Source organism: Micromonospora carbonacea, assembly GCF_014205165.1.
GTDB classification, from domain to species: Bacteria; Actinomycetota; Actinomycetes; order Mycobacteriales; family Micromonosporaceae; genus Micromonospora; species Micromonospora carbonacea.
In genome coordinates, this window is record NZ_JACHMZ010000001.1 from 2,520,408 (window position 1) to 2,532,785 (window position 12,378).

At 73.1% G+C, this 12,378-nt stretch carries 12 protein-coding genes; 8 read left to right on the forward strand and 4 right to left on the reverse strand.

Annotated elements, in window-relative coordinates; genetic code table 11:
• Window positions 1-19 precede the first annotated feature (19 nt).
• From HDA31_RS10925 to HDA31_RS10945, 5 genes are read left to right on the forward strand one after another with little or no spacing between them, the layout of a single operon-like run.
• On the forward strand, window positions 20-1,612 hold the full coding sequence (locus HDA31_RS10925) for an ABC transporter substrate-binding protein (protein ID WP_178064970.1): 1,593 nt from the start codon (window positions 20-22) through the stop codon (window positions 1,610-1,612).
• A gap of 46 nt (window positions 1,613-1,658) precedes the next feature.
• Complete coding sequence (locus HDA31_RS10930) at window positions 1,659-2,456, forward strand: SDR family oxidoreductase (RefSeq protein WP_178064971.1); 798 nt, start codon at window positions 1,659-1,661, stop codon at window positions 2,454-2,456.
• Window positions 2,457-2,504: 48 nt separating this feature from the next.
• Window positions 2,505-3,434, forward strand: coding sequence for an NAD(P)-dependent oxidoreductase (locus tag HDA31_RS10935; RefSeq protein ID WP_178064972.1), 930 nt, complete (start codon window positions 2,505-2,507; stop codon window positions 3,432-3,434).
• A 3-nt stretch (window positions 3,435-3,437) separates the two neighbouring features.
• Window positions 3,438-4,370 (forward strand): zinc-dependent alcohol dehydrogenase, encoded by a 933-nt coding sequence (locus tag HDA31_RS10940; protein ID WP_178064973.1) that lies wholly within the window; start codon window positions 3,438-3,440, stop codon window positions 4,368-4,370.
• Window positions 4,371-4,420: 50 nt separating this feature from the next.
• Window positions 4,421-5,203, forward strand: coding sequence for an MBL fold metallo-hydrolase (locus HDA31_RS10945; RefSeq protein WP_043968338.1), 783 nt, complete (start codon window positions 4,421-4,423; stop codon window positions 5,201-5,203).
• A gap of 58 nt (window positions 5,204-5,261) precedes the next feature.
• Here HDA31_RS10945 and HDA31_RS10950 read toward each other — a convergent pair whose 3' ends face one another.
• Both HDA31_RS10950 and HDA31_RS10955 read right to left on the reverse strand, forming a co-directional pair.
• Entirely contained in the window at window positions 5,262-6,119 is an 858-nt protein-coding gene (locus HDA31_RS10950; protein WP_178064974.1) for a fumarylacetoacetate hydrolase family protein, read from the reverse strand.
• 1 nt (window position 6,120) lies between these two features.
• Window positions 6,121-6,909 (reverse strand): IclR family transcriptional regulator, encoded by a 789-nt coding sequence (locus HDA31_RS10955; protein ID WP_178064975.1) that lies wholly within the window; start codon window positions 6,907-6,909, stop codon window positions 6,121-6,123.
• 169 nt (window positions 6,910-7,078) lie between these two features.
• Between HDA31_RS10955 and HDA31_RS10960 the strand changes: the two genes are divergently transcribed.
• The 3 genes from HDA31_RS10960 to HDA31_RS10970 are packed head-to-tail and all read left to right on the forward strand — an operon-like array spanning window position 7,079 to window position 9,962.
• A complete protein-coding gene (locus HDA31_RS10960) occupies window positions 7,079-7,852 on the forward strand; it encodes a (Fe-S)-binding protein (protein WP_246383870.1) in 774 nt (257 codons plus the stop codon).
• Window positions 7,849-9,297 carry a lactate utilization protein B gene (locus HDA31_RS10965; protein ID WP_178064977.1) on the forward strand — a complete coding sequence of 483 codons (1,449 nt, stop codon included), beginning with the start codon at window positions 7,849-7,851 and terminating at the stop codon, window positions 9,295-9,297. The genes HDA31_RS10960 and HDA31_RS10965 overlap by 4 nt, the downstream gene beginning before the upstream one ends.
• Window positions 9,294-9,962, forward strand: coding sequence for a LutC/YkgG family protein (locus HDA31_RS10970; RefSeq protein WP_178064978.1), 669 nt, complete (start codon window positions 9,294-9,296; stop codon window positions 9,960-9,962). Before HDA31_RS10965 ends, HDA31_RS10970 begins: the two co-directional genes overlap by 4 nt.
• A gap of 49 nt (window positions 9,963-10,011) precedes the next feature.
• Here the strand turns inward: HDA31_RS10970 and HDA31_RS10975 are convergent, their stop codons facing one another.
• Together HDA31_RS10975 and HDA31_RS10980 are read right to left on the reverse strand one after the other, a co-directional pair.
• Window positions 10,012-11,592: a long-chain-fatty-acid--CoA ligase gene (locus HDA31_RS10975; protein ID WP_178064979.1), complete on the reverse strand. Its 1,581-nt coding sequence runs from the start codon at window positions 11,590-11,592 to the stop codon at window positions 10,012-10,014.
• A gap of 74 nt (window positions 11,593-11,666) precedes the next feature.
• Window positions 11,667-12,323, reverse strand: coding sequence for a TetR/AcrR family transcriptional regulator (locus tag HDA31_RS10980; protein ID WP_219824896.1), 657 nt, complete (start codon window positions 12,321-12,323; stop codon window positions 11,667-11,669).
• Window positions 12,324-12,378 lie beyond the last annotated feature (55 nt).

Sequence of the window (12,378 nt, forward strand, 5' to 3'; positions counted from 1 at the left end):
TCATCCGAAAGGCCCCGACATGCCTTTTCCCCCAGCCCGCCGCCGCTTCGGCCGGGCGACAGCCCTGCTGCTGACCCCCCTGTTGGCGGTGGTCCTGACCAGTTGCACGACGAAGGCCGGCACCGGCGACACCGGTGGCGACACCGCGCCCCGGGCCGGCGGGACGCTGACGGTCGCCCTGGCGGTCGAGGTGACGACCCTCGACCCCAGCAAGGGATCCGCCAACGCGATGGCGCTGGTCGGCTCGTCGATCTACGACACCCTCATGGTCGTTCCCAAGCTCGGCGACCAGCCCCAGCCCAATCTCGCCAAGTCGCTGACCGCGAGCCCGGACAAGTTGACCTGGACGATGACCCTGCCCACCGGGGTCCAGTTCAGCGACGGCACGCCCTTCAACGCCGAGGCGGTGAAGTTCAACCTGGAGCGCGGCATGGCCAAGGGCTCCACGGCCGCGGCGCTGCTGTCGTCGGTCAAGTCGGTGGAGGCCCCCGACGAGACCACCGTGCTGCTGCGCCTGAAGGAACCGTTCGCCAGCCTGCCGTACGCCTTCGCCTACGACGGCTCCGGCACCGCGGGCTACGTCGCCTCGCCCACCGCCCTCAAGCAGTACGGCGACGACTACACGGCCCACGCGGCCGGCGTCGGACCGTTCAAGCTGAAGTCCTGGTCGCCCGGCAAGCCGGTCGAGCTGGTGCGTAACCCGAACTACTGGAACAAGGACCGGCAGGTCTACCTGGACCAGGTCGTCATCAAGACGATCGCCGACCCGCAGAGCGCCTACCAGGCGTTGCAGGCGGGTGACATCGACCTGATGTCGACGGTCAACCCCACCCTGATGCAGACGGCCAAGGCCGACAGCCAGGTCAACTTCGTCCAGGGGGTGGGCGGCGACCAGGACGCCGTCATCCTCAACCTGACCCAGCCGCCGTTCGACGACCTGCGGCTGCGGCAGGCGGTGTCCAAGGCGCTCAACCGGCAGGAGATCGTCGACCTGACCACCGAGGGCTTCGGCAAGCCGGCGGTCAGCCTGTTCCCCGAGGGGAACGCCTTCCACGGCACGGCCGCCGACCCGGGCTTCGACCTGGCCGGAGCCCAGGCGCTGGTCAAGGAGTACGAGACGGCGACGGGCCGGAAGCCGAGCTTCTCCTACACGTGCAACACCATCCGCCCGGCCACGGACGTCATCGTCGCGCAGCTCAAGGCGGCCGGCTTCGACGTCAAGCTCGACGCGCTGGACTACTCGGCGTGGGTGGCCGCCTTCTTCGGCAAGAAGTACCAGGCGATCTGCTGGACCATGGCCGGCTTCCTGACGCCGGACCTGCTGCCCTACCGGTTCCTGCACTCCGGCGGCGACCTGAACACCGGCGGGTTCACCGACGCGACGTTCGACGCCCGGGTGACCGCGGCGCGCGCCGAGTCCGACCCGGCCAAGCGCAAGCAACTGTGGAACGAGGCGGACACCGTGCTGACCACCCAACTGCCCTGGGTGTGGACGACCAGCGCGCCGATCGGCTTCATCTGGTCGAAGCGGATGCACAGCGCCGACTACGACGAGCCGAGCCGGCTGCGCTACAGCGTGCCCACCTTCGCCAACGCCTGGGTCACGAACTGACGCCGCCGCCGGTCACCCGACCGGCGGCCTGAGGAAGGGAAACCACATGGAGTGGATCGGTCGGGTCGGTGCCGTCACCGGGGCAGCCTCGGGCATCGGGGCCGCGACGGCGCAGGAGTTGGCCGCCCGCGGCGTGCACGTGGTCGCGATGGACATCGACCCGGCCGGTCTGTCCGCCACGGTCGCCGCGATCGAGGCCGCCGGGGGCGCCGCGACCGCCGCCGTCGTCGACGTCGCCGAGCGGGCCGCGGTGCAGGACGTGATCGCCGGTGTGGCGGCGGGGCACGGACGCCTCGACCTCGTGGTCAACTGCGCCGCGACGTTCCTGGCCCGTGGCCTCGACGTGACCGGTGACGACTGGGACCACGTGCTGCGGGTCAACGTGCAGGGCATCAGCAACGTCGTGCAGGCGGCCCACCCCCTGCTGGCCCGCGCCCCGGGCGCGGCGGTCGTCAACACCGCCAGCATCTCGGCGCACGTCGCGCAGCGGTCCCGCTGGACGTACAACACGACGAAGGCCGCGATCGTCACGCTGACCAGGTGCATGGCGATGGACCTCGCCCCCGACGGCATCCGCGTCAACGTGGTGAGCCCCGGCTGGATCTGGACCCCCGAGGTCAGCCGGGCGGCGGGCGGCGACCGGGCCGCCTGGGAGCCGGTCTGGGGCCGGTTCCACCTGCTGCGCCGCCTCGGGGAGCCGGTGGAGGTGGCCCGCGCCATCGCCTTCCTGTGCTCCTCCGACGCCAGCTTCATCACCGGCACCGAACTGCCGGTGGACGGCGGCTACCTCGCCATGGGGCCCGAAGGGCTCGGGGACGACTCGTCCTTCGCCGGCTCCCGGTAGCACCGCCCGCCCCGCGGGGCGCATCGACTAGTGATTCGAGGAACGACAGTGACCACCAACATCGTCATCACCGACACCAACCTGGGGGACGGCTCGATCGAACGAGCCGTGCTGGCCGGCGACTTCGCGGTCAGCCGGTTCGACGCCAGGACCGAGGACGCCGTCCTCGACGTCGCCGGCGACGCCGACGGGCTGCTGGTGCAGTGGGCGCCCATCACCGACCGGGTGCTGGCCGGGCTGCCCCGGCTGCGTGCCGTCGTGCGCTACGGCATCGGCCTGGACAACATCGACCTGGCCGCCGCCGCCCGGCGGGGGGTCGAGGTGCGCAACGTCGACGACTACTGCCTGGCGGAGGTCGCCGACCACAGCATGGCGGCCGTCTACGCGCACAACCGCCGGCTCACCACGGCCAGCCGGTCGTGCGCCGACGTGGGGTGGACCACCGCGGGCATCGCCCCCGCGCTGCCGCCCGCGCAGGACCCCGTCGGCGTCGCCGGCTTCGGCCGCATCGGCCGCGAGGTCGCCTCGCGGGCCCTCGCCCTGGGCTTCCCGGTGCACGTGTGGGACCCGTTCGTCCCCGACGTGCCCGCCGGCGTCACGGCGCACCCGACGCTGGTCGAGCTCGCCGCCGCGGTCAACCACCTCACCCTGCACGTGCCCGCGACGCCACAGACGCGCGGGATCGTCGACCGCGCGGTGCTCGACGCGCTCGGGGCCGACGGCCACCTGGTGAACACGGCCCGGGGCGCCCTCGTGGTCGAGACCGACCTGCTGGCGGCGCTCGACGCCGGCACGCTGGGCTTCGCCTCGCTCGACGTGCTGGCCAGCGAGCCACCCGAGCAGACGTCCGCGAAGCTGGCCGGGCACCCGCGGGCCCTGGTGACCCCCCACCTCGCGTACCTGTCGACGGTGTCGCTGCCGCAGTTGCAGCGGCGGGCCGCCGAGATCCTGCGCGACCTGCTGACCACGGCGGGCTGACCGGTGCGCGCTCTCGTCTTCACCCGGCCGAACACGGTGGAACTGCTCGACGTCGCGCCGCCCGTGCCGTCCGACGGTGAGGTCGTCGTCGCCGTCCGCGCCGTCGGCATCTGCGGCAGCGAACTGCACGGCATCGGCGACTCCCACTTCCGCAGCCCGCCGCTGATCATGGGACACGAGTTCTCCGGCACCACGAGCGACGGGCGTCGGGTCACGGTGAACCCGCTGCTCAGCTGCGGCACCTGCGACCTGTGCGGCCTCGGCCGCGAGCAGTTGTGCCGCCGCCGGCAGATCCTCGGCATCCACCGGCCCGGCGCGTTCGCCGAGCACGTGGCGGTGCCCGAGCACGCGCTGCACCCGCTGGCGCCCACGATGTCGTTCGAGACGGCCGCGATGATCGAACCGCTGGCGAACGCCGTGCACGCCCTGAACCTGGCCCGCCCGGCCGAGGGCGCGCGGATCGCGGTCCTGGGCGCCGGCACGATCGGCCTGGTCTCGCTGCTCGTCGCCCGCCAGCACTCGGACGAGGTGACGGTCTGCGACCTGTCCGAGGCCCGCCTGGCGGTGGCCGAGCGCCTCGGCGCGGCGGCCGTCGGCCCGACCCTGACCGGCGAGTTCGACGTGATCATCGACGCGGTGGGCGCCGCGGCCACCCACCGGCTGTCGGTGCAGCGCCTGCGTCCGGGCGGCACGGCCGTCTGGGTGGGCCTGCTCAGCGGCGACGCCGGCTTCGACGGACAGCAGATCGTCCGGGAGGAGAAGCACGTCGTGGGCTCGTACTGCTACACGGGCGCCGAGTTCGCCCACGCGGTCGCCCTCGCGGAGACGGTCGCGCTGGACTGGACCTCGCCGTTCGACCTCGCCGACGGGGCCACCATCTTCACCGAGCTGATGCGGGGCCGCCAGGACGTGGTCAAGGCGGTGCTGCGGCCGTGACGGCGCGGCGACGACCCCTGCCGGCCGACCCCAAGGAAAGGAGGAACGCCATGTACGGCGTGCGGCTACTTCATCTCGGTGACGGTGACGTGCCGGGGCCCGAGGTGTACTGGATGTCGGACTGGGACCGCTGGTACCGGCTCGCCTTCCAGGCGGTCCTGATCCAGGGCCCGGGCGTCAACGCGCTGGTGAGCACCGGCCCGGCCCGGGACCTGGGCCCGATGAACGCGCGGTGGGCCACCTTCCTCGGCGAGCGGGCCGCCCTGCGGCGGGCCCCCGGGCAGTGGCTGCCCGACCAGTTGGCCGCCCATGGCCTCGCCCCCGAGGACATCACGCACGTCCTGCTGACCCCGTTGCAGCTCTACACCACGTCGAACGTGCCGTTCTTCCCCCGTGCGCAGATCTGCCTGACCGAGCGGGGGTGGACCCACTTCCACCGGACGACGAAGCACCCGCACGACGACCGCTGGTCCTCCCTGTCGCCGGAGGTGCTCCACCACCTCACCCACGAGGCGTGGGACCGGGTCCGGCTGCTCGCCGACGAGGACGAGGTCGTGCCCGGCATCCGTACCTGGTGGACCGGGTCGCACCACCGCGCCTCGATGGCCGTCGAGATCGACAGCACCGTCGGCGTCGTCACCGTCACCGACGCCTACTTCACCCGCCGCAACCTGGACTCCGACCACCCGATCGGGATCTGCGAGAACATCTACGAGGCCATGGCGGCGCACGAGCGGGTGCGACGGGTCGCCGACGTGCCGCTGACCCTCTACGACGCCGACCAGCTCACCGCGTACCCGGACGGGCTGGTCGCCGAGCCGCCCGGGCGGTGACGTGCCCGGGGTGCGCTTCCCGCTGTCCGGCCCGGCCGGACAGCGGGAAGCGGCGGGGTCAGCCGGTCGCCCGGTGCCCGACGACGGTCTGCTCCTGCCGGCCCAGGCCCTCGATCTCCAGGGCCACGACGTCGCCGACCCTGAGATAGGGGAAGCGGCCGGACAGCGCGACGCCCTCCGGGGTGCCGGTGTTGACGACGTCGCCCGGCATCAGCAGCATGTGCTGGCTGAGGTGGACGATCAGCTCGGGCACCGAGAAGATCATGTCGGCGGTGCTGGAGTCCTGCCGGGGCTCACCGTTGACCCAGGACCGCAGCCGCAGCCGGCCGGGGTCGAGCTCGCTCGCCGGGCGCAGCACCGGCCCGAGCGGGTTGAACGTCTCCGCGCACTTGCCCTTGGACCACTGGCCGCCGGAGACCTCGATCTGGAAGGCGCGCTCGGACAGGTCGTTGGCGAGCGCGTAGCCGGCCACGTAGTCCAGTGCGTCGGCCGGGTCGGTGAGGTGGCGCGGCGTGCGCTTCATGACGACGGCGAGCTCGACCTCCCAGTCGGTCTTCGTCGACCCGAGCGGCAGGACGACGTCGTCGTCCGGGCCGACCACGCAGCCGGGGTGCTTGAGGAAGACCACCGGGTGCTCCGGCGGTGCGGCGCCGGACTCCGTGGCGTGGGCCGCGTAGTTCATTCCGATGCACACCACGGCGGGCGGGCGCGCGATCGGTGCGCCGATCCGCTGCCCGGCCGTGTCGACCGGGTCGAGCGTGCCGGCGGCGAGGGCGGCGGCCACCCGCTCGATGCCGTCGGTCTCGAAGAAGGAACCGTCCAGGTCGGCGGTCAGCCCGGTGAGGTCGTACTCCCGGCCCTCGTGGCGCACGGCCGGGCGTTCCTTGCCGGGAGCGCCGAAGCGGAACAACTCCATGTCAGTCCCTTCGTGTCGTGGGTGCGGCGCCGTCCCGGTAGCCCAGGCGCAGCGAGAGCTGGTGGGCCGTGGAGCAGAGCGTGTCGATGGTGCGCCGGATGAGTTCGGGTGTCTTGCGGACCTCGGGAATGGAGACGCTGATGGCGGCCCGGGTGGTGGCCCGCAGGCCGTTCAGCGGGGCGGCGACGCAGAAGACGCCCGGGGTGTACTCGCAGTTGTCGATCGCGTACCCGTGCGTGCGGGCCTGCCGGACGGCGGCGACGAGCTCGGGGAGCGAGGTGACGGTCTGCGGCGTGTACCGGACGAACTCCGTGTCGGCGAAGCGGTCCCGCAGGTCGTCCTCGTCGAGCTGGCTGAGCAGCGCCTTGCCGATGCCGGTCGCGTACGCCGGCAGGCGCACGCCGACCCGGGAGGCGAGGCGCAGGTGGTGATCCGGATCGACCTTGGCGATGTAGACGTTGTCGGTGCCGTCGAGGGTGGCGAGCTGGACCGTCTCGTTCAGCGTGTCCCGGAGGGTCTCCATGTACGGCAGCGCGACCTTCTCCAGGTCGTTGATCGCGACGTAGCTCTGGCCGGCCTGCCACAGCCGGATGCCGATGCGGAACCGGCGGGTGTCCGGGTCCTGTTCGAGGAAGCCCCGGGCCGTCATCGTCATGAGCAGCACGTAGGTGCTGCTCTTCGGGAACTCCAGGCGGCGCTGGACCTCGGTCAGGGTCAACCCGTCACGGTGCTCGGTCAGCAGGTCGAGGATCGCCAGCGTGCGGTCTGCCGACTTGACGAGAGTGCTCATAGGAACGGCCCTGTTCATGTAGATGAACCGTGGTTTTGATACTGGTACCATACAACCTCGTCGCCGCCCGTGGGTCACCGGGTCGGGCGGCACGCCGAAAGGACATCGATTGGGCCAGGATGCCGGGCCTTCCGCCCGTACCGCCGCGTCAGCTCCGCCCCCGGTCCGGGTGGCGCTGTTCGTCACGTGCCTCGTGGACGGGCTGGTGCCCCGCGTCGGCGCCGCGACGGTCGCGGTGCTCGAACGGCTGGGCCTCGACGTGGCCGTGCCCCGGCGACAGACCTGCTGCGGTCAGCTCCACGTGAACTCCGGCTACCCCGACCAGGCGCTGGCCCTGGTCCGCAACCACGTCGCGGCGTTCGCCGACGCCGAGGCGATCGTCGTGGCCAGCGGCTCGTGCGTGGCGGCCATCCGGCACCAGCACGTCGAACTCGCCCGGGCGGCCGGCGACGAGGGGCTGGCCGCCGCGGCGGCCGCCGTCGCGGCACGCACCTACGAGCTTTCCGAGTTCCTCGTCGACGTGTGCGGCGTGCTGGACGTCGGTGCGTGGTTCCCCCACCGGGTGACGCTGCACCAGGCGTGCCACGCGCTACGCCTGCTGCGCACCGGCGACCGGGCGCGACGACTGCTGGACCGGGTCGAGGGCATCGAACTCGTCGACCTGCCCGACGCCGACTCCTGCTGCGGCTTCGGTGGCACCTTCGCGCTGAAGAACGCGTCGGTGTCCGCCGCCATGCTCGCCGACAAGCTGCGGGCGGTCGACGCCACCGGGGCGACCGTCGTCACCGCAGGGGACGCCTCGTGCCTCACGCACCTCGGCGGCGGGCTCTCCCGCGCGGCGGCGGGGGCCCGCACCGTGCACCTGGCCGAGATCCTGGCCGCGACCCGAGACCGACCGTGGGCACCGCCCGGTGCTCCGCCGCACCCGAGGAGACGACCGTGACGGTGTTCCTGGGCCTGCCCACCGCGTCGCCCGGCGTCGGCAACCTGCACGCCGCGACGCCGTTCCCGACCGCCGCCGCCGAGGCGCTGCGCGACGACCAGCTGCGGCGCAACCTCTCGCACGCCACCCGCACCATCCGTGGCCGGCGACTGCAGACGGTCGCCGAGCTCGACGACTGGGAGCAGCTCCGGGCCGCCGGAGCCGCCATCAAGGACGACGTGCTCGACCACCTCGACCGCTACCTGCTCCAGCTCGAACAGGCGGTGACCGCCCGGGGCGGCACGGTGCACTGGGCCCGGGACGCGGCGGAGGCCAACGCCATCGTCGTCGACCTGGTCCGGCAGGCCGGCGCGACCGAAGTGGTCAAGGTCAAGTCGATGGTCACCGCCGAGATCGGCCTCAACGAGGCGCTGGCCCGGGGCGGCATCGGCGCCGTCGAGACCGACCTGGCCGAGCTGATCGTGCAACTCGGCCGGGACCACCCCAGTCACATCCTCGTGCCCGCCATCCACCGCAACCGGCGGGAGATCCGCGACATCTTCCGGCGCGAGATGGTCGGCGTGGACCCCGCGCTCGGCGACGAGCCGGCCGAGCTGGTCGAGGCGGCACGGGCCCACCTGCGGCAGCGGTTCCTCACGGCGCGGGTGGCCGTCTCCGGGGCGAACTTCGCGATCGCCGAGACGGGCACCCTGGCGGTCGTCGAGTCCGAGGGCAACGGGCGGATGTGCCTCACCCTGCCCCGCACCCTGATCACCGTCATGGGGATCGAGAAGGTCCTGCCGAGCTGGCGCGACCTCGAGGTGTTCCTGCAACTGCTGCCCCGCTCGTCGACCGCCGAGCGGATGAACCCGTACACGTCGATGTGGACCGGCGCGGTGGAGGGGCAGGAGTTCCACCTCGTGCTGCTCGACAACGGGCGCACCGCGACCCTGGCCGACCCGGCCGGTCGGGCGGCCCTGCGGTGCATCCGGTGCTCGGCGTGCCTGAACGTCTGCCCGGTCTACGAGCGCACGGGCGGACACGCCTACGGCTCGGTCTATCCCGGGCCGATCGGCGCGGTGCTCACCCCGCAACTGACCGGGGTGGCCGACCACCCCCACCTGCCGTTCGCGTCGACCCTGTGCGGGGCCTGCTTCGACGCGTGCCCGGTGGCGATCGACATCCCGCGCATGCTGGTGCACCTGCGGGCGCAGGCGGTGGCGGCGGGCGCGCGGCAGCGGCGGCTGCCGACGTCCGAGGCCGCCGCGATGTCGGTGCTCGGCTGGCTCATGTCCAGCCCGGGGCGCTGGTCCGCCGCCCTACGGGCGCTGTGGCTGGGGCGGGTCCTGGGCCGGCGCACCGGCTGGATCCGCCGGCTGCCGCCGCCGATGTCGGCGTGGACGAGGTCGCGGGACGCGCCCCGCCCGCCGCGCCGCCCGTTCCGGGCCCGGGGCAGGCGGCGGTGAGCCGCGACGGGTCCGCCGGCGGGACCGGACGCGACGCCGACGCCGCGCGGGCCGAGGTGCTGCGCCGGGTCCGGCTCGCCGTCGGGACGCAGCCGCCCGGCGTCGGGGTGTCCCGGGACTACCGGGGCGTCGGCGCGCGCCCCGCCGACGACCCGGTCGGGTTGTTCGTGGAGCGGCTGACCGACTACCGGGCGAGCGCGTACCGGTGCGGCGCGGACGAGGTCGGCGAGACGATCGCCGGCATCCTGGGCGAGCACGGCCGGACCCGGATCTGCGTCCCCCACGGCCTGCCCGCCCGGTGGACCGCGCCCGGTTGGCAGGTGGTCGGCGGCGACGCGCCACCGGACCCGGTCGCGCTCGACGCCTTCGACGGCGTGGTCTCCGGTTGCGCCCTGGCGATCGCGCTCACCGGCACGATCGTGCTCGACTCGGGGCCGGGCCAGGGCTGGCGCGCGGTCACCCTGGTTCCCGACTACCACCTGGTGGTGGTGCGTGCCGACCAGATCGTGCCGGCCGTGCCGGACGCGATCGCCCGACTGGACGCCACCCGGCCGATGACCTGGATCAGCGGGCCCAGTGCCACGAGCGACATCGAGTTCGACCGGGTCGAGGGGGTGCACGGTCCGCGCACCCTGGACGTGCTGGTGGTGGCCGAGGGCCGGTAGGCCGAGCCCGGCCGGGCGGGGCCCTGTCGAGTGCCGGCAGGTCCCGCCCCTACCGGACGGTGGCGCGTAGCTCGACCTTGCGGACCTTGCCGGAGGCCGTCTTGGGCAGGTCGCCGAACTCGATGTGGTCGGGCACCTTGAAGGCGGCCAGGTGGGCCCGCACGTGGGCGCGCAGCGCGTCCGGGTCGGCGGGCGCGCCGGGCCGCAGCGTCACGAAGGCCACCGGCCGCTCGCCCCAGCGCTCGTCGGGCACCGCGACCACCGCGGCCTCCAGCACCGCGGGATGGCTGCACAGCACCGCCTCGACCTCTATGGACGAGATGTTCTCCCCGCCCGAGATGATCACGTCCTTGGCGCGGTCGCGCAGTTGGAGGTAGCCGTCGGGGTGCCGGACCCCGAGGTCGCCGGTGCGGAACCAGCCGCCCGGTCCGGCCTCCCGGGTCGCCGCCTCGTCCCGGTAGTAGCCGAGCATCACGTTGTTGCCGCGGATCGCGACCTCGCCGACCGTCTCGCCGTCGGCGGGGACGTCGCGTTCGTCGGCGTCCAGCACCCGCAGCTCGCACGAGACCACGTTGGCCACGCCCTGCCGGGCGCGCAGCGTCGCCTGCTCCGCGGCCGGCCGGTCATCCCACTCCGGCCGCCAGTCGCAGATCGCCGCCGGGCCGAAGGTCTCGGTCAGCCCGTACAGGTGCGTGACGTCGAAGCCGAGCGCCGCGCACCGGCGCAGCAGGCTGGGCGACGGCGGCGCGCCGCCGACCGCGACCGTGACCTGCCGGCCCGCGCCGGCGCCGGCCGCGTCCGCCTCGGCGAGGGACACGAGCACCGTGGGCGCGGCGCACAGCATGGTGACCCGCTCGTCGCGGATCAGTTCCCAGACCCGATCCGGCGCGACCCTGGGCAGGCAGACGTGGGTGCCCCCGGCCGCGGTCACCGCCCAGGTGAAGCACCAGCCGTTGCAGTGGAACATCGGCAGTGTCCACAGGTAGACGGTGTCGGCGCGCAGCCCGAAGTGGGCGACCATCGCCAGCGACTGGAGGTAGGCGCCCCGGTGGTGGTACATGACCCCCTTGGGGCGGCCGGTGGTGCCGCTGGTGTAGTTCAACGCCATCAGCGCCCGCTCGTCGGGCACCGGCACCCGGCGCGGCGGCGCGGCGGCGAGCAGCCGCTCGTACTCCGCGCCGCCGTCGACCAGCCGCACCCCGGGCAGCGCCCGGACGATCGTGGCGGCGAACCCGGCGAGATCCGGGTCGTGCAGCAGGACCCGGCAGCCGGCGTGGTCGAGGATGTAGCGCAGTTCGTCGGCGGAGAGCCGGGTGTTCAGGGTGACGAGGACCGCGCCGCCGTAGAGGACCCCGAAGTGTGCCTCCAGCATGAGGTGCGTGTTCGGTGCCAGGACGGCGACCCGGTCACCCGGCCGGACGCCGAGGTCGGCCAGCGCGCCGGCCAGGCGCAGGCACCGGTCGTGGAACTGGTGGTACGTCAGCCGAAGCGCGCCGTCGACGACCGCCAACCGGTCGGCGTGCACCGCCGCGGCCCGGTCGAGGAAGGCGGTCGGGGTCAGGGGTTCGAAGCTGAGGCTGCTGTGGGGCCCGTCCCGGTCGGCACGGCCCGCTCGGGCGCTGCTCGCCATAACAGAGGGTTCCGTCTCGCTCGGCTGGAGAGTCCGGCCATTGTTTCCACCTGTTCCAGATGCTGTCAACAGGTTCAAATATGTGAACCGGCCTGGTGGTGGTGCCCCGCGATCCGCAGGGCCATCTCCCCGTACTGGCGGACGACCTCGTCCTCGGTGAACTCGCCGTCGGGCCGGAACCACATCGCCACGCCGATGCCCATGTCGAGAATCGCGTACGAGGCGAGCCGGGCCGACGGGACCCGGAACCGGCCGAGGTCGACGCCGTCGGTGATGAGCTGGCGCAGCCGCCGCTCGTAGGTGGCGCGCCGGTCGAGGATGTCGCTGCGGTGCGGCTCGTCCAGGCTGTTGATCTCCCGGTTGCCGACGAACGCCTCCGCCGCGTGCCGGGCGTGGTAGCGCACGTGGGCCTCGGCGGCCCGGCGCAGCCGGCTCCCGACGTCGGTGCCGCCGTCTAGGGCGACCTGCTGGTCCTCCAGCAGCGCCGTCATGGTGCGCAGCATGATCCCGGCGAGCAGGTCCTGCTTCGAGCGCACGTGCTTGTACACGCTGGGGCCCCGGATTCCGGCGCGTTCGCCGATCTCGTCCATGGTGGTGAGCTGGTAGCCGCGGGCGGCGAACAGGTCGAGCGCTGCGGCCCGAACCTGCTCGCCCCGATCCGGCCGCCCGCCCGCAGCGGTGGGGGCGGGGGTGTGCGGGCGTGCCTGGTCGTCCATCTTCCGGGATTCCACCGGCACATGTTGACACGCTCCCGCGGGGCTGCTTCCCTGTATCGGCTAGTGAGCG

Excerpts from the sequence above, each read along its gene's own strand:
- HDA31_RS10950 (WP_178064974.1), bottom strand. The coding sequence starts at position 6,119 with ATGGAGTTGTTCCGCTTCGGCGCTCCCGGCAAGGAACGCCCGGCCGTG.
- HDA31_RS10945 (WP_043968338.1), top strand. The coding sequence starts at position 4,421 with ATGTACGGCGTGCGGCTACTTCATCTCGGTGACGGTGACGTGCCGGGG.
- HDA31_RS10955 (WP_178064975.1), bottom strand. The coding sequence starts at position 6,909 with ATGAGCACTCTCGTCAAGTCGGCAGACCGCACGCTGGCGATCCTCGAC.
- HDA31_RS10975 (WP_178064979.1), bottom strand. The coding sequence starts at position 11,592 with ATGGCGAGCAGCGCCCGAGCGGGCCGTGCCGACCGGGACGGGCCCCAC.
- HDA31_RS10925 (WP_178064970.1), top strand. The coding sequence starts at position 20 with ATGCCTTTTCCCCCAGCCCGCCGCCGCTTCGGCCGGGCGACAGCCCTG.
- HDA31_RS10930 (WP_178064971.1), top strand. The coding sequence starts at position 1,659 with ATGGAGTGGATCGGTCGGGTCGGTGCCGTCACCGGGGCAGCCTCGGGC.